The sequence below is a fragment of the Corynebacterium sp. P3-F1 genome, from assembly GCF_030503635.1.
Taxonomy (GTDB): domain Bacteria; phylum Actinomycetota; class Actinomycetes; order Mycobacteriales; family Mycobacteriaceae; genus Corynebacterium.
On record NZ_CP129965.1, the window covers coordinates 1,890,171 to 1,906,546 of the forward strand.

General features: G+C 61.7%; 16 protein-coding genes. 12 read left to right on the forward strand and 4 right to left on the reverse strand.

Annotated elements, in window-relative coordinates; genetic code table 11:
- Nucleotides 1-8 precede the first annotated feature (8 nt).
- Both QYQ98_RS09020 and QYQ98_RS09025 read left to right on the forward strand, forming a co-directional pair.
- A complete protein-coding gene (locus QYQ98_RS09020; RefSeq protein WP_302006525.1) occupies nt 9-416 on the forward strand; it encodes a DoxX family protein in 408 nt (135 codons plus the stop codon).
- Nucleotides 409-1,029, forward strand: coding sequence for a zf-HC2 domain-containing protein (locus QYQ98_RS09025; RefSeq protein WP_302006527.1), 621 nt, complete (start codon nt 409-411; stop codon nt 1,027-1,029). The genes QYQ98_RS09020 and QYQ98_RS09025 overlap by 8 nt, the downstream gene beginning before the upstream one ends.
- 2 nt (nt 1,030-1,031) lie before the next feature.
- Here the strand turns inward: QYQ98_RS09025 and QYQ98_RS09030 are convergent, their stop codons facing one another.
- The gene (locus tag QYQ98_RS09030) at nt 1,032-2,528 is read right to left on the reverse strand and encodes a dolichyl-phosphate-mannose--protein mannosyltransferase (RefSeq protein ID WP_302007752.1); all 1,497 of its coding nucleotides are present in this window, start codon (nt 2,526-2,528) and stop codon (nt 1,032-1,034) included.
- Between the two features lie 100 nt (nt 2,529-2,628).
- Between QYQ98_RS09030 and rsmI the strand changes: the two genes are divergently transcribed.
- The 3 genes from rsmI to metG are packed head-to-tail and all read left to right on the forward strand — an operon-like array spanning nt 2,629 to nt 7,196.
- Nucleotides 2,629-3,471 (forward strand): 16S rRNA (cytidine(1402)-2'-O)-methyltransferase, encoded by an 843-nt coding sequence (gene rsmI / locus QYQ98_RS09035; protein WP_302006528.1) that lies wholly within the window; start codon nt 2,629-2,631, stop codon nt 3,469-3,471.
- Nucleotides 3,472-3,530: 59 nt separating this feature from the next.
- Entirely contained in the window at nt 3,531-5,324 is a 1,794-nt protein-coding gene (locus tag QYQ98_RS09040) for a BCCT family transporter (protein ID WP_302006529.1), read from the forward strand.
- 18 nt (nt 5,325-5,342) lie between these two features.
- Nucleotides 5,343-7,196, forward strand: a complete 1,854-nt coding sequence (metG, locus tag QYQ98_RS09045) for a methionine--tRNA ligase (protein ID WP_302006530.1) — start codon at nt 5,343-5,345, stop codon at nt 7,194-7,196.
- 7 nt (nt 7,197-7,203) lie between these two features.
- Here the strand turns inward: metG and QYQ98_RS09050 are convergent, their stop codons facing one another.
- The 3 genes from QYQ98_RS09050 to QYQ98_RS09060 all read right to left on the reverse strand — a co-directional run bounded on the left by QYQ98_RS09050 (nt 7,204) and on the right by QYQ98_RS09060 (nt 9,184).
- The gene (locus tag QYQ98_RS09050; protein WP_302006531.1) at nt 7,204-7,752 is read right to left on the reverse strand and encodes an HNH endonuclease signature motif containing protein; all 549 of its coding nucleotides are present in this window, start codon (nt 7,750-7,752) and stop codon (nt 7,204-7,206) included.
- A 99-nt stretch (nt 7,753-7,851) separates the two neighbouring features.
- A complete protein-coding gene (locus QYQ98_RS09055; RefSeq protein WP_302006532.1) occupies nt 7,852-8,556 on the reverse strand; it encodes a hypothetical protein in 705 nt (234 codons plus the stop codon).
- A gap of 235 nt (nt 8,557-8,791) precedes the next feature.
- Nucleotides 8,792-9,184, reverse strand: coding sequence for a DUF3806 domain-containing protein (locus tag QYQ98_RS09060; protein WP_302006533.1), 393 nt, complete (start codon nt 9,182-9,184; stop codon nt 8,792-8,794).
- Nucleotides 9,185-9,208: 24 nt separating this feature from the next.
- On the opposite strand from QYQ98_RS09060, the gene QYQ98_RS09065 reads away from it, so the two are divergent.
- The 7 genes from QYQ98_RS09065 to ppk2 all read left to right on the forward strand — a co-directional run bounded on the left by QYQ98_RS09065 (nt 9,209) and on the right by ppk2 (nt 16,227).
- Nucleotides 9,209-10,045 carry a TatD family hydrolase gene (locus tag QYQ98_RS09065; RefSeq protein ID WP_302006534.1) on the forward strand — a complete coding sequence of 279 codons (837 nt, stop codon included), beginning with the start codon at nt 9,209-9,211 and terminating at the stop codon, nt 10,043-10,045.
- Between the two features lie 173 nt (nt 10,046-10,218).
- A complete protein-coding gene (locus QYQ98_RS09070; RefSeq protein WP_302006535.1) occupies nt 10,219-11,352 on the forward strand; it encodes a resuscitation-promoting factor in 1,134 nt (377 codons plus the stop codon).
- Nucleotides 11,353-11,363: 11 nt separating this feature from the next.
- Nucleotides 11,364-12,221: a 16S rRNA (adenine(1518)-N(6)/adenine(1519)-N(6))-dimethyltransferase RsmA gene (rsmA, locus tag QYQ98_RS09075; protein WP_302006536.1), complete on the forward strand. Its 858-nt coding sequence runs from the start codon at nt 11,364-11,366 to the stop codon at nt 12,219-12,221.
- Nucleotides 12,218-13,192, forward strand: a complete 975-nt coding sequence (locus QYQ98_RS09080) for a 4-(cytidine 5'-diphospho)-2-C-methyl-D-erythritol kinase (protein WP_302006537.1) — start codon at nt 12,218-12,220, stop codon at nt 13,190-13,192. The genes rsmA and QYQ98_RS09080 overlap by 4 nt, the downstream gene beginning before the upstream one ends.
- Before the next feature lie 12 nt (nt 13,193-13,204).
- Nucleotides 13,205-15,004, forward strand: coding sequence for an ABC-F family ATP-binding cassette domain-containing protein (locus QYQ98_RS09085; protein WP_302006539.1), 1,800 nt, complete (start codon nt 13,205-13,207; stop codon nt 15,002-15,004).
- Between the two features lie 22 nt (nt 15,005-15,026).
- Nucleotides 15,027-15,350, forward strand: a complete 324-nt coding sequence (locus tag QYQ98_RS09090; RefSeq protein ID WP_302006540.1) for a putative quinol monooxygenase — start codon at nt 15,027-15,029, stop codon at nt 15,348-15,350.
- Nucleotides 15,351-15,372: 22 nt separating this feature from the next.
- The gene (ppk2, locus tag QYQ98_RS09095) at nt 15,373-16,227 is read left to right on the forward strand and encodes a polyphosphate kinase 2 (protein WP_302006541.1); all 855 of its coding nucleotides are present in this window, start codon (nt 15,373-15,375) and stop codon (nt 16,225-16,227) included.
- The last annotated feature ends 149 nt before the right edge of the window (nt 16,228-16,376 follow it).

Below are 16,376 nucleotides of genomic sequence, written 5' to 3' on the forward strand. Positions count from 1 at the left end.
TTTAACTCATGAATAGCCCCGCCCTCCGCGATTTCGCCCTGCTCATGGCGCGGCTCGTACTTGGTGTCGTGTTCATAGCGCACGGTTACCAGCACTGGATCGGCAACGGAATGCGGCGCACAGCCGAGCAGTTCGCGCAGTCGGGAGTTCCGCAACCCCGTCTGTCCGCCTATCTCGCCGGTTCAGTGGAACTGGTGGGGGGTGCGATGCTGATCATCGGTTTGCTGACCACGATTGTCGCCGGCATTCTCGCGCTGATGATGGTCGCCGCTGCATATTTCGTGCACTTAGGTGCCGGATTCTTCGCCTCCGACGGCGGAATCGAATACCCGTTGATACTAGTCGTCCTCCTTGGGCTCATCGTTGTGTTTGGTTCTGGCCGCGTTAGTTTGGACAAGGTGCTCGTCGATGGTTGACCATGACGATGTGCAAGCTGCGCTTTCCGCGCGGCTCGACGGTGAAGACGCGAACATCGCCGACGATGTCCTTGACGCGCATCTCGCCGAATGCGCGGAATGCCAACGATACTGGGACCAGTCCCTGCGGCTGTCCCGCTCCCTGAGCTTTGTCGACGCGGAAGGGCCAATGTCGCCTCCGGAAGATCTTTCGGACGTGATCTACGCCGGGGTGGAAACCGAATTTCGCCGGGTATCCGCGCGCCGGGTGCTCTTCATGTCTTTGTGCCGGGTGGTCTTGGTGCTCCTCGCAGTCGTCTACCTCGTGTGGGCAGGACGGCTCCTCGTTCCGGAGGTGACCGATCTCGTGCTCGGAGCCGCCTCGGTCCGGGTCGGCATCGCGGCGGCGCTGCTGTTTGTCAGCTGGAAGCCGTCCCAGATCCCGGGGGTGCTGCTCATCGTGGGGGCGATGTTCGGTTTCAGCCTCGGCTTCGCGGTGCTAGAAACCATCACTGGGGGAGCAGCCCCGTGGCCGCAACTGTTCACGCTGCTGTTCACTTGCGTCGTTCTCGTCACAATGTGGGCTGTGGACAACGGCAATCCATTGCGTGTTCTCAATGCGCGACCGATGTGACTCTACTTCCAGCTCGGCAACCACATGAGCTGGTTGTAGATGTTGTCCGGAATGACGAATCCGTAGAGGATCGGCGAGAAGTAAAGGAACATTCCGATCACCGCTGCAAGGTAGACGATCACTCCGAGCTGACCGGATGTGATGGTTCCCGCCAACCTGCTCATCCACGGCACCGGTTTGCCGCGCTTAGACAGCTCACCGAGCGCTAACGCAAGCAGCACGATGGTGAACGGCACGAGGGGAGCGGCGTAGAAGAAGTACATTTGCCTGTCAAAGGCGGCCAGCCACGGCAAGAACCCTGCCGCGAAACCGATCAGGGGCAGGATGACGCGGCGGTCCTTGCGCGAAATCCACGCCCAGATGGCCCAAAGCAGAATCGGCACCGTCAACCACCAGATCGCGGGGGTGCCGAAGAGATAGATCATCCGCCGGCACTCTTGCCCGCCTGCACACTCGATTCCGGTGGAGGAGTAGTAGAGGATCGGGCGGGAAGCGACCAGCCACGACCAGGGCTTGGAATCCCACGGGTGGGAATGGCCGGAAGAGGAGGTCAGTTCGGAGTGAAATTTGAGCACCGAGAAGTGGTAGTACAGCCAACCGGCAATGGATTCCGGGAGGTTGGCCAGGCCAGGCCAGTCGGAGTTGGCAATTGTGCCGTCGGAAAGCGAATGGCGGTACACAGCAGTCTCCGAGGCGAACCATGCGCGCCACGACCAAACGTAGAGGATTGCAGGGATGAGCACGATCGACGCTAGCGCGGAGGGGACATCTTTCATCAGTGTTTCCCGAACAGGGTTTTTCACCCCGTAGCGCCGCCGGAGCCACAGGTCGTAAAAGGATGAGAGCAGACCGAAAAACGCGATGTAGTACAGGCCCGACCACTTCACCGCCAACGCGCAGCCGAGCAGCACACCGGTGGCGAAACGCCACCACCGAAATCCTAGCCGGGGGTTGATTTCGCCGTCGAGGTAAGCATCGTGGAAACGCTGGTGGACCTGCCGCATGTCGCCCGCCAAGGTCCAGGCGGCCATGACAACGAACAGCAGTATGAACACATCGAGCATGCCGAATCGGCCGATTACTAGCAGCACTCCGTCGCACAGAGCCATGACACCGGCGAAGAGAGCGATCATCCGGGATTGGGATAAACGTCGCGCGAGCAGCATCGTGAACACCACCACAGCGGAGGCGAAGAACGCGGCCATCACACGCCACCCCAGCGGCGTGTACCCGAAGACCATTTCACCGGCCGCCTCAATCCGCTTCGCCAAAGGCGGGTGGACGACAAGACCGTATCCCGGGTTCGACTCGATGCCGCCGAGGACCGGATTGAACCATGATCGCGCAATATCCCACGCCTGGGGGACGTAGTGCTTCTCGTCGAAGACGGGTGTTCCGCTCGATGTCGCGGACGTCAGGCCCACAAAGCGCGTGAACAACGCGAGGAATCCGATCGCGGCAGTCAGAACGGTGTCTTGGCGGGACCACGGGACGCTCACGGGTGCGGTCGGTTCTGGCGTGCGGGTGCGCAGGCGGGGTTGGGTCGCGGTCGAACTCACGGCAATGATCTTAGCGGGTGGGTGTGACAAGCTTGGGGGCATGGAAACTCACTACCTGCCCACGCGCGGAATCGTGCTCGCGGCTACCCCGCTGGGCAACGTCGGGGATGCCACGGCGCGCCTCGTGCATGCGCTTGAACATGCCGATGTCATCGCGGCGGAGGACACTCGGCGCACCCGGAACCTTGCGTCCGCTCTTGGTGTAAATATCACGGGCAAGATCGTCTCCAACTTCGACCACAACGAGGACAAGAGGGTTGCCGAACTCATCGGCATGGCCCGCAACTCTGTGGTGCTCGTAGTCACGGATGCGGGAATGCCGCTCGTGTCCGACCCCGGGCACTCCATCGTGACGGCCGCACATGATGAAGGCATTCCCGTCACATGTCTGCCCGGGCCATCTGCGGTGACTACAGCTCTCGCCCTGTCCGGTCTTGGTGTCGGACGTTTCATTTTTGACGGATTCGCGCCCCGGAAACCTGGCGCACGCGCCACGTGGCTGGAGTCGCTCAAGAATGAGAGGCGCGCGGTGTGCTTTTTCGAGTCCCCGCATCGTCTCGAGGCCACGCTTACCGAGGCTGCGAATGTGCTTGGGCAGCGCCAGGCGGCTGTGTGCCGCGAATTGACCAAGACCTACGAAGAAGTGAAACGCGGCACCCTCGCGGAGCTCGCCGACTGGTCCCGAGAGGGGGTCAAGGGTGAAGTCACGGTCGTGATCGACGGGGGAACGGAGTCCGCTGAACCGGAGGATGTCCTCGCGCTTGTGCAGCAGCGCGTCGACGACGGGATGCGCCCCAAGGACGCGGTGAAAGAAGTCGCGAAAGGCGCGGGTATCAAGGCGGGCGAGCTTTACGACGCCTTCATAACTGCTCGCAGCTCCTAGTCAGCTGGCATGCACTTGGTGTACATCTTTGTTACCGTCCGTGGGTGAAAGGAGCCTAAATGAACGGTAACGATCAAGTTCGCGACCCCCATGACCCCGATGCTAGCCCGCACGCGGAGGATCCGATCAAGCACAACCGCCCAGCTACGGCGGAACTGCAGGACCTTCTGGATGCACAGAACATCGGCAGCCAACAGAAGATCTCCGATCCGGAAGACGCCCTCGAGCGCGCTTCAGAAAGTGATGACCTGAAAATCGACTGGGCTGTTGTCGGCCCGCTCGCCGCGATCGTCATCGCTGTCGTTGTGTGGGGCCTATTCGGAACGGAAAGCTTCGGCGCCTTCTCCGACGAGGCCTTCAGCTGGGTGATTGGGAATCTCGGCTGGGCATACGTCTTCTTCGGCACGGTCTTCGTCGTGTTCATCATTGTGATGGCGGTGTCGAAGTTCGGGAAAATCCGCTTGGGCGCCTCCGACGAACAGCCGGAATTCAGCATGATCTCGTGGATCGCAATGATGTTCGCCGCCGGCATGGGCATTGGTCTGATGTTCTTCGGTGCGTCCGAGCCGCTGAACTTCTACCGTGACGGAGTGCCTGGCATGGACAGCGCGGACGCGGTGGGTACGGCAATGGCTCAGACAATGTTCCACTGGACGCTGCACCCGTGGGCGGTATACGCCATCATCGGCCTTGCCATCGCGTACTCCACGTTCCGCCTCGGCCGTATACAGTTGCTTTCAAGCGCCTTCATTCCGCTCATCGGCGAGAAGCGAGCGGAGGGATGGCTGGGCAAGCTTATCGACGGCCTCGCCATCTTCGCCACCATCTTCGGCACCTCTTGCTCTCTGGGGCTGGGGGCCCTTCAGATTTCCACCGGGTTGGAGGCATCGGGGCTCGTCGATTCGCCGTCGACGAAGCTCACGATCGGTATCGTCGCCGTGCTGACTTTGGCGTTCCTGTTGTCCGCAATGTCGGGCGTGGGCAATGGCATTCAGTGGGTATCCAACTTCAACCTGATCATCGCTGCTGTGCTCGCGGTGTTCGTCTTCGTGTTCGGCCCGACACTGACTCAGCTGAACATGCTGCCGACCGCGATCAATTCCTACCTGGACCAGTTCTTCCTCATGGCATCCCGAACCGCGGAATCAGCTGATTCCTCCGCCGGGGAATGGCTGGGCAGCTGGACCATCTTCTACTGGGCATGGTGGATTTCCTGGTCCCCGTTTGTGGGAGCCTTCTTGGCCCGCATTTCGCGCGGCCGCACCATACGCGAGTTCTGCATCGGTGTCACTCTGGTTCCTGCTGGTCTGTCGACTGTGTGGTTCTGCATCTTCGGAGGAACCGCCATCCACCTGGAGCAGAACGGCAAGTCGATTTACGGCGATGGTGCGTCCGAGCAGCAGCTGTTCAAGCTGCTGCACACTCTGCCCGGCGGTTACGTTTTGGGAATCCTCGCTCTGATCCTGCTCGGTACCTTTTTCATCACCTCGGCTGATTCAGCATCGACGGTCATGGGGTCGCTGTCTCAGAATGGCAAGACAGACGCGAAGCCGGTGCTCACCGGTATGTGGGGTCTAGCTACCGCGGCAGTTGGTTTGACGTTGCTCATTGCGGGTGGCGACGATGCCTTGAACTCTCTACAGAGCGTCACCATCGCGGCTGCGACTCCGTTCCTGTTCATCTTGATTCTGCTGATGTTCGCCATTGTGAAGGATGTCAGCAACGACACGATTTACCTTGACATGAAGGAGGAGCGGCGCTTTGCCCACCAGCTCGCTATTGAACGCCGCATGCACCGCGACGCAGTCGCCCGGGCCCGCAAACGGCAGCGCATGTTCGGCAATAGGCGCTAGTCACTTATGCTGGGGCGTATGACTGTCTCCCCGAACAACCCCACCTCCGAAAATGTTCTCGTGTGCGTGGCGTGGCCGTATGCGAACGGGCCGCGCCACATCGGCCACGTCGCCGGTTTCGGTGTCCCGTCCGATGTGTTCGCGCGCTACCAGCGCATGGTGGGAAACAACGTGCTCATGGTCTCGGGTACTGACGAGCACGGCACTCCGCTTCTGGTCCAAGCGGACAAAGAAGGTGTGACTGTCAAGGAGCTGGCCGACCGTTACAACCGCCAGATCGTGGAAGACCTCGCGGGCTTGGGATTGTCTTACGACTTGTTCACCCGCACCACGACCCGCAACCACTATGCGGTCGTGCAGGAGCTGTTCAAGGGCCTGTATGCCAACGGCTACATGATCAAGGAGACCACCCAGGGCGCGATCTCTCCGTCGACAGGCCGCACTCTTCCGGACCGTTACATCGAAGGAACCTGTCCGATATGCGGCGCCGATGATGCCCGCGGCGACCAATGTGACAACTGTGGCAACCAGCTCGACCCAGTCGATTTGATCAATCCCGTCTCCAAAATCAATGGCGAGACCCCGGAGTTCGTCGAGACCGAGCACTTCATGCTTGATCTGCCCGCGCTTCACGACGCCCTGAAGGAATGGCTCGAGGCCCGCCAAGACTGGCGCCCGAACGTGCTCAAGTTCTCCTTGAACCTGCTTGAGGACATGCGCCCGCGTTCCATGACCCGTGACATCGACTGGGGCATTCCCGTTCCCGTCGAAGGGTGGGAAAATGACCCGGGTAAGAAGCTCTACGTGTGGTTCGATGCCGTCATTGGCTACCTGTCTGCCTCCATCGAGTGGGCAGCGCGCACCGGTAACCCGGACGCGTGGAAGCAGTTCTGGCAAGATCCGCAGACCCAGGGCTTCTACTTCATGGGCAAGGACAACATCACCTTCCACTCCCAGATCTGGCCGGGTGAACTGCTCGGTTACGCCGGCAAGGGATCGAAGGGCGGCCAGGTCCACGAGCTTGGCGAGCTAAACCTGCCCACCGAGGTTGTGTCTTCTGAGTTCCTCACCATGTCCGGTTCGAAGTTCTCCTCCTCCAAGGGTGTAGTTATCTACGTCAAGGACTTCCTCGCCGAGTTTGGTCCCGATCCGCTGCGCTACTTCATCGCTGTCGCCGGCCCAGAGAACAACGACACGGACTTCACCTGGGACGAGTTTGTCCGCCGCGTGAACAACGAGCTCGCCAACGGCTGGGGCAACCTGGTCAACCGCACCGTATCCATGGCACACAAGAACTTCGGGGAGGTGCCGCAGCCGGGCGAGCTTCTCGACGTCGACCGCGCCATCCTCGACCTTGCCTCCCAGACCTTCGATGCCGCCGGCGCAGAACTCGGACTTGCTCACTTCAAGGCTGCGATCACCAAGGTGATGCACGTTGTCGGTGAGGCGAACGCGTACATTGCGGACCAGCAGCCGTGGAAGCTGGCGAAGGACGAATCCCAGCGCGAACGCCTTGCAACCGTCTTGTGGACGGCCCTCCAGGTGGTCTCCGATTGCAACGCCATGTTGACCCCGTTCATCCCGCACACCGCGCAGAAAGTTCACGAGACCCTCGGCCGCGATGGAATCTGGGCTGCGTCCCCGGTTGTCAAGGAAGTCACTGATGATGAGGATCTCGAGCTTGTCGGTGTCGGCCTGCCCGAGCAGGGCCAGACGTACCCGGTGATCACCGGTGAGTACGCGTCCCAGAAGGCAGTGTGGGCACGCGTGGACATTGAGCCGGGAACCAAGCTGGAGAAACCGCAACCTCTGGTGGCCAAGCTGGACCCCGAGCTCGGCGAGACTGGCCCCGAGTGGGCGCCGGTGCAGTAGTTTCCAATCACTGCACCTCCGGGAAGAAGGGGAAGTCCAAGCTGAATTCCCGCTCTAGCTCGATGAGGGCAGCTACGCAGGCCTCAAAGTCGCGGTCGATATCGTAGGTGTCCAGAATCGTGTGGCCTTTAGCGAGGAACTGTTCGCGCTTCCGCTTCAACCGCTGGATATCGTCGAGAGTGCACTTCCAGCGCGGAGCAGTCGGGGTGGTGTGGCGGGCGAAGAGGCCCTCCGTGTCGACAATTGCGTAGGTTCCGTCTGAGAAGAGCCACACGATGTCGCCCGTGATCGGGTCGGGCACATACATCGCCCGTTTATCGGTTTTGCAGTTGTGATGATGCTGGCACAGGCAGAACAGGTTATCGGCCGTCGTTTGGCCGCCCTCCTCGAAGGGGATGCGGTGGTCGAGCTGGCAGTTCCACGCGGGCTGATCGCATCCCGGATAGATGCAGGTGCCGTCTCGGCCCTGCGCATAGGCGCGTACCGACGGCGGCGGAACGTAGCCGGCAACCGTGCGCTCCTTCGCGGGGCGGAGGTCCACAATGGTCGAGCTCATGCTGTGCACCATGTCGGTTCCTGCTGCGGTAGTGTGCCCGAAGCCGGGAACGAATGCGGACGCTGATTCGTCGAGTACCCCGTCTTCATTCAGCGGCGCCTAGGCGAAGATGGTCACGTTGGCCGGGGGAGTGATGTCCCCGGTGAGCAGTTTCACCACCGCTTCCACCTCGGTGATCCCGCGCTCTCTCGAGGCTGCACAGATGAATTCCTTGATGGCTGCCACGGTGGCGTGATCCCCGGACAGGGTCATGCCGGACGTTCCGTGCGTGGCACCGTCATGGAAAGCGAGGTCGCACTCGCCGGGTTGCTTCTCCCGTTCCTTTCTCCTGCGGGAGTCGAAGGCGACCGAAGAGTCGATGTCGCCGATCAGTTTCTGCAGCCGGCTCGTCACTGTGTGGGCGGTGGGCAGCTCCTGGTGCGGCTTGCTCGGAGTGAACAAGTCGACGAGCATGCCGTCGATGATGTCGTACACCGACCGGTCCACGTCGTAGCCCAGCAGGCTCACCGAACGGTCGATCGCCTTCAGGCGGGAGAGATCGAGTCGCGCTGTGTCGTCTTGGAGCTGGCGGAGACGCGGCAGGGAGCCGAGCGTCATGTACGCGTAGACCGCCGTTTTCACCTCGGGGAGTGGAATTCCCGTGACCGTGCGCATGTGGGCCATTTCTACATCGTGGTCGGCGGAGCCGTAGAACGCTTCGCCGTCGGCGTAGTGGCGGAACACCTCATGGTGTGCTTTCCGTAGGTGTGCTCCCAGGACAGCGTGATCGTCGTCTGGGTTCTCCGTTTCGAAGAACGGTTCCATCAGGGTCCCTCCCTTCCCGATTTCATGGTGGTCACTGACATTGCCCCCTCGTTTCTCTATGTGCTATCGATTCGCTAGGTGCTGTCGATTTGCACTGCTTTTCGGTTATGCGAACATTCTTTCATGTGATGTGAACCATGCCCGTTAAAACAGCATTCTCGTCGTATATATGTGCGAAAGGTAAAGGAAAAAGCCTGTTCGGCAGAGAACGCTGTCGAACAGTGGAGGGTGGGCCCTAGTTGCCCAAGAACTGTGTGATGAAGGCGGTCAACTTCCCCGGTTCCTCATCCTCGAATCGGGTGTCCACGACCACCATGGGAGCGGTGTACATGTCGTGGTCGGGGGAGGTGACGACGAGGTCGGTGCCGTAGTCGTCGATAAGCAATTGCCATGCGAAGTCGTGCTCGCGGATGAATGCGTCGCCGAGCGCCGTGCCGTACATGCGGGCTACGTCGCCGCGGGAATATGCTCGCCGGAGGTCCGGCTCGAGGGCGAGGTACTCACCCAAAACCTCTTCGAAAGACGCGACGATGTCGTCGATCGATCCGTTGACTCCGGCGACGGCGGCTTCGGCGAGGTCGCGGTCGATCTGTGAGCGGGTGGCGGCATCGATGTCGTGGAACTCCATGCGCCCGAGGATAGGCTGGAACGCATGTCGAAGAAGAAGCCGCGTCCCACACCCGTTCCGGCCGAGCGAATTGCTGGACTTATCGACGCCCACACACACCTCGCTTCCGCCAAAGCCCGCACCAAAGTCGAGGTGGATGCGATGGTGAATCGTGCTGCGGACGCCGGGGTTGAGCGAATCTGCACTGTCGGGGACGGCCTTGATGAAGCGGAACTGGCGCTTCAGGCCGCGCACATGAACGAGCGTGTGTTCGCTGCCTGCGCCATTCACCCCACGCGCGCCGGGGAGCTCGATGAGGGAGCGCGCGAACGTCTCGCTCGGATGGCTGCGGATAAGAGGTGTGTTGCGGTGGGGGAGACCGGCATCGATACCTACTGGATCAAGCACGACCCTGACCGCACTGCTCCGTTGGAGGTGCAGGAAGAGGCGTTCCGCTGGCACATTCAGCTCGCGGTGAATTCCGGTAAAGCGTTGATGATCCACAACCGTGAGGGTGATACGCACATGATGCGGATTCTCGCGGACGCTCCGCAGCCGGAGTATGTCATGCTGCACTGCTTCTCCTCGCCTCTCAACGTCGCGCGCGAAGCTGTCGAGCGCGGATACGTGCTGTCCTTTGCGGGCAACGTCACATTTAAACGCAACGACGAACTGCGGGAGGCGGCGGCACTTGCGCCTGCGGGGCAGCTGCTCATCGAGACTGATGCGCCGTACATGACGCCGGAACCGTTTCGGGGGGCGCGCAACGAGCCGTCACTGATTGGCCACACCGCGAAGGTGGTCGCTCAGGCGCGCGGGATGGCGGTGGAGGATTTGGCGGCAGAAGTGGGCGATACGTTTGGGCGCGTTTTCGGCGTGTGATGTAGCACACGTTCCTATTTGTGCAGGGCGTGAGTGGTGCCCGTCATCTCACGTTGTAGGTGTGGTGATTGTGACGGAAACAAAAGCGGAAGCTAGCTAACTATCTGGTGCAATGCCCTTCTTTACCGTATTGTTACTTCAGTTCCCTGCCCACCCAGTGAGGAATTTTCTCTATGTCGCGTCATCGTCGCATCAATAAGACATCGACCACTCGTGCCGTCATTGCCTCCACCGCCGTCGGCGCCCTCGCTATCGGGGGTGCCACCACGGCCGTCGCCGCTCAGAAGTCGGTGACCGTGGACGTCAACGGAGAGCCCATCGAGCTGACCACCTTTGCATCGGATGTCAGTGGTGCGCTCCAGGCCGCCGGTGTTGAGGTGGGAGACAAGGATCTCGTGTACCCCGCGCCGTCGGACGCGCTGGCCACCGGTGACACCGTGACGGTCAGGACCGCAAAGCCCGTGGCAGTGACCATCGACGGGGGCGAGGCGCAGGAGTACACCACCACCGCGGCGACCGTGTCCGACTTCCTCAAGGAGCTGCCGGGCGTGGGAGGCGCCAGCTACGATTACGCGGATGAGACGCCGGTCACCGACAACATGACCATCGACCTCACCTCCCCCAAGATCGTGGCCATTCACGACGGCGGAAAGACCACCTACACCGCTGCGGCGGCGAAGACAGTCGCTGAGCTGCTCAGTGCCCGCGGCGTTCTCGTGGACTCCAACGACCGTGTTTCTCCGGGCATGGATACGCCGCTGACTGGCAACATGGACATCACTATCGACCACGTCGACGTCGATGAGCGCACAACTGCCGAGGATTTCGATGTCGAGCCCCGCTATGTCGAAGACGATAACCTCGCCGAGGGGGAGGAGAAGGTCCGCGAGAAGGGGGAGAAGGGCAAACGCGAGATCACTCGTCGCATCGTCACGGTCAACGGGGCTGTCGAGTCCGATCAGGTGGTCAAGAGCGAAGAGATCCGCAAGGGTCGCGCAGCCGTGATCGCCCGCGGCAAGAAGACCCCCGCATCGGCAGTCAGTGCGCCGGCAGTCGCTGACGGATCCGTTTGGGACTCGCTCGCGCAGTGCGAGTCGGGTGGAAACTGGGCGATCAACACCGGTAATGGCTTCTACGGTGGCCTGCAGTTCACCGCGTCGACGTGGGCGGCGTACGGCGGTACCGCATACGCTCCGACTGCGAACTTGGCTACGCGGGAGCAGCAGATCGACGTTGCAAAGAAGGTTCAGGCCGGGCAAGGCTGGGGTGCGTGGCCTGCTTGCACCGCGAGCCTGGGCATCCGCTAACCTCGAAGGGCATGACCCCCGAAATCCAGCTGCTCGGCCCCGTGGAGATCAGGGCTCTCGCTGACGAGCTCGGGGTGTCCCCGACTAAGAAGCTGGGGCAGAATTTCGTTCATGATCCCAACACGGTGCGCCGGATTGTCGCGGCCGCGGATCTCTCGCCCGATGACACCGTAGTTGAAGTCGGGCCGGGCCTCGGATCGCTAACGCTCGGTCTGCTTGAGCTCGGCTGCCGCGTGTCCGCCGTTGAGATTGATTCGCGTTTGGCGCAGCGGCTGCCGCAGACGGCAGTGGAATTCGCTCCTGACGTAGCCGGAGACCTCGAAGTTGTGAACGCCGACGCGCTCAAAGTGAGGCAATCGGATCTACCGGTTTCGCCCACAGCTTTGGTGGCCAATTTGCCCTACAACGTGGCGGTGCCGGTGCTGCTCCATTTGTTGGAGGAGTTTCCGAGCATCCGTCGCGTCCTCGTCATGGTTCAGCTCGAGGTGGCGGACCGCTTGGCTGCCCAACCCGGCTCCAAGATCTACGGTGTCCCGAGTGTTAAATCGTCCTTCTACGGGGACGTGCACAAGGCGGGGAATATCGGGAAGAACGTCTTCTGGCCCGCACCGAACATCGAATCGGGGCTCGTGCGTATCGACGTCCGCGATAAGGGGTGGCCAGTTTCGTTGCGGGAGCGGGTTTTTCCGCTTATCGACGCAGCCTTTGCCCAACGCCGCAAGACCCTCCGCGCCTGCTTGGGTGGGATTTACGGATCGGCTGCTGCTGCAGAGGAAGCGCTGCGCGCCGCTGGCATTGATCCGCAACTACGCGGTGAGAAGCTCGCGGTGGAGGACTTCGTGCGGTTGGCGGAGGTGAGTGAGCAATGAAGTTCACCGCCCGCGCCAACGGCAAGGTGAACCTGCATCTCGGGGTGGGGGAGGTTCGCGCCGACGGGTACCACGACCTCGCCACCGTGTTCATGGCGGTGGACCGCCCGGAAACGGTCACACTCACCACTGTGCCGAACGGGGAGAGGCACCCGGATGCATCTCCCCTGAGCTTCATCACTGAGACGAGCACGACGTATCACGTTCAGGAACCGGACGAGGACCTGGACACCCCGAAGAACCTAGCGTGGAAAGCGGTGGACTCGATCTGCACCGGTTACCGGGGGATGATTTCACACGAGCCGAAGCTGCCAATGATGCGGCTCGAGATCGAAAAGACCGTTCCGGTCGCTGGTGGAATGGCAGGGGGATCAGCGGACGCGGCTGCTGCGGTGGAGGCGATTGGGGCGGTGATCGCGTACGTCGATAAGCCGCTGCCGGACGAGCTGCTCAGGTATCTCGTACCTGCGCTGGGTGCTGATGTCCCCTTCGCGCAGATGGGCGGGATCGCTTTGGGCACGGGGCGGGGAGATTCGCTCGTTCCCATGATGGGGCGCGGAAAATACTGGTTTGCTTTCCTGAATCCGAAGGTGGGGCTATCCACCAAAGCTGTTTTTGAGAAGCTGGATGACCTCCGCTTCAATTACGCTTCCATGGTCCCGCACTTGGACACGACGACGCTCTCGCGCGCGCTGCTTTCCGGTGACCCACAGCTTGTGGGCGCGGCTATGCACAACGATTTGGAAGCGGCAGCGCTCGCCTTGCGTCCTTCGTTGCAACAGCTTATTCACGACGCTGAGGATGCCGGCGCCATTCGCGCGATGGTGTCTGGTTCCGGCCCGACCGTGGCGGCGCTGTGTGCGGATGAGGAGACGGCGCGGGGGGTCGTCGATAAGCTGACTACGCGCGGCGACATCGAAGGTTTCGCGGCGTACGGGCCTGTGGGCGGCGTCCGCTTGCTCGAGCCTTAGAATGGCCCCATCATGGCGAACCTGATCAACCTGGAGAATGTGTCCAAGACGTGGGGGCTGAAGACCCTGCTGGACGAGGTGTCGCTCGGCGTGCAAACCGGGGACCGGATCGGAGTGGTGGGGCTCAACGGCGGGGGCAAGACCACGCTGCTGGAGGTGCTCACCGGGATCGAGCCGCCCGATGAGGGGCGCGTGTCCCACACGAACGGGCTGCGGATGGCGGTGGTGACACAGCGTTTCACCCTGCCCGACGAGGTGACGGTCGGACAGGCCGTGGTGGAGCCGCTGGGGCTCGAAGTCTTCGAGTGGGCGTCGAATGCCAAGGTGCGTGAGGTGCTCGCGGGGACGGGCGTGGCTGAATTGGGTTTGGATACGCCGGTGGGTAGCCTGTCCGGTGGCGAGCGCCGGCGGGTGAACCTGGCGGCGGCATTGGTGCAGGATCTGGATCTGATCGTGCTCGACGAGCCGACGAACCACCTCGATGTGGAAGGTGTTCAGTGGCTCGCGGATCACCTGTTGAAGCGGAAGGTGGCCATCGTGGTGGTCACGCACGACCGCTGGTTCCTCGACACCGTGGCGACCCTGACGTGGGAAGTGCACGACGGCAAAGTCGATGTTTACGAGGGCGGCTACAACGACTGGACTTTCGCCCGCGCGGAGCGCGCCCGGCAGGCTGACGCAATTGAGCAGCGGCGGCAGAACTTGGCGCGGAAAGAGCTCGCGTGGCTGCGCCGCGGTGCTCCTGCACGCACATCCAAGCCGCGTTACCGGGTCGAGGCAGCTGAGGCGCTCATCGCGGATGTTCCCGCGCCGCGCGACACGGTTGAGCTCATGGCGTTTTCGAAGCAGCGCCAGGGCCGCGTCGTTGTGGAGTTGGAAGATGCGCGGATCGACGCTCCGGATGGCCGCACCCTCGTCGACCACTTGACGTGGCGGCTGGCCCCGGGCGAGCGCATCGGCCTTGTTGGGGTGAACGGCTCCGGAAAGACAACCCTGCTGCGGGCGATTGCGGGCGACTACGAACTCGCTGCAGGCCGCCGCATTGAGGGACAGACGACAAAGATCGGGTGGCTGCGACAGGAGCTGGACGATCTTGACCCCTCCCGTCGAGTCATCGACGCGGTGGAGGATGTGGCCACCTACATCACGCTGGGCAAGAAAGAGATGTCCGCCTCGCAGCTGGCCGAGCGCCTCGGTTTCTCGCCGAAGCGGCAGCGCACGCCGGTCGGGGATCTCTCCGGCGGCGAGCGCCGACGTTTGCAGCTCACGCGTGTGCTCATGAGCGAGCCCAATGTGCTGCTTCTCGACGAGCCGACGAACGACCTTGACATTGACACCCTCCAGGAGCTGGAGAACTTACTCGATTCTTGGCCGGGAACGCTGGTGGTGATCTCCCACGACCGCTATCTGATCGAGCGCATCGCCGATGTGACCTACGCGCTGTTCGGTGACGGCACCCTGACCAACCTGCCAGGCGGCATCGAGCAGTACCTAGAGCGCAGGAAGGCCATGTCCGAAGAACCCGGCGTGCTGGACCTCGGGGACACGGAGCCGAAGCAGAAACCGGCGAGCGGCCTGAGCGGCCAAGACCGCCGGGAACTGACCAAGAAGATGAAGTCGCTCGACCGCAAGATGGAGAAGCTCGACGAGCAAGCGTCGGCGCTAGAAGCGGAGATCACGCAGATGTCCTCTGTCGATGCCCCTGATTTTGAAGCGATCGGAGCGAAGACCGGCCAGGTCGCAGAGCTGCGGGCCGAGCGAGAAGAGCTGGAATTGGAGTGGCTCGACCTAGGGGAGCAGCTGGAATCATAGATTAGCTCGTACACTGGAGCACATGATTTTGATCAACGTGCGTTTCCGTCCCCTGCCCGAGAACACCGAAAACTTCCGCGAGCTGGTCAACGACTTCACGGAGGCCTCCCGCGCCGAAGACGGCAACCTCTTCTTCGAGTGGTACCGCAACACCGACGATCCGCGCGAGTACATTCTCGTCGAGGCGTTCAAGGACGATGCTGCGGAAGCCCACGTGAATTCGGATCACTTCAAGGCCGCCCAAGAGTTGTTCCCGCAGATTCTGGAGGAGACTCCCGAGATCATCAACACCCTCATCGAGGGAAAAACCGAATGGGACGAAATGGCCGAATTCAAGGTCCAATAGCAGGCGTATTACCGTTGTATGTATGAGTTCTGAGAGCACTACCAAACCGCCGAAGCTGTCCAAGAAGGCCTACGAGAAGGAGCTGCTCCGCCTCCAGGCCGAATTGGTGAAAATGCAGCAGTGGGTCGTGGCCACCGGCGCACGCATTGTCGTTGTCATGGAAGGCCGCGATGCGGCGGGCAAGGGTTCCGCGATCAAGCGGATCACTCAATACCTCAACCCGCGCGTGTGCCGGATCGAGGCGCTGCCGAAGCCGACGGAGCGCGAGCAGACGCAGTGGTACTTTCAGCGGTACGTGGAAAAGCTTCCCGCTGCCGGCGAGATCGTGATTTTCGACCGTTCCTGGTACAACCGCGCCGGCGTAGAGCGCGTGATGGGCTTTTGCACCACGGAGGAATACCGCCGCTTCCTGCACCAGGCGCCGATCTTCGAGCGGCTGCTGGTCGAAGATGGGATTTACCTGCGCAAGTACTGGTTCTCCGTGTCCGACGAAGAGCAGCACGCCAGGTTCGAGTCCCGCCGCAATGATCCGCTGCGCCAGTGGAAGCTCTCGTCGATGGACTTGGAGTCCATAACCAAGTGGGAGGACTACTCGCGCGCGAAGGACGAGATGTTCATTCACACCGACATCCCGACCGCTCCCTGGTACACGGTGGAATCCGAGGACAAGAAGCGTTCGCGTATCAACGTGATCTCCCACCTTTTGTCCACCATCCCGTACGAGCATGTTGAGCCGGATCTGCCCGAGGTGCCGGAGCGCCCCGAGTCCGACGATTACGAGCGCCCGCCGCGGGCGGAGTTCCGCTACGTGCCCGACGTAGCTGCCAACTTGGAAAAGGACAAGCAGAAAAACACCAAGAAACGCAAGAAGAAGTAGCTATTTCGGATAGCCGCGGGGGATCCAGAAACGTAGGGCTCCCCCCGCGGATTAGCGCACGGTCCTTAGCTTGACGACGTCGTCTTGCGAGGTGTTTCCCTCGGCGACAGTGACTTTAGCCTGTCCGTTAGAACGGCAGGGGCGGCACG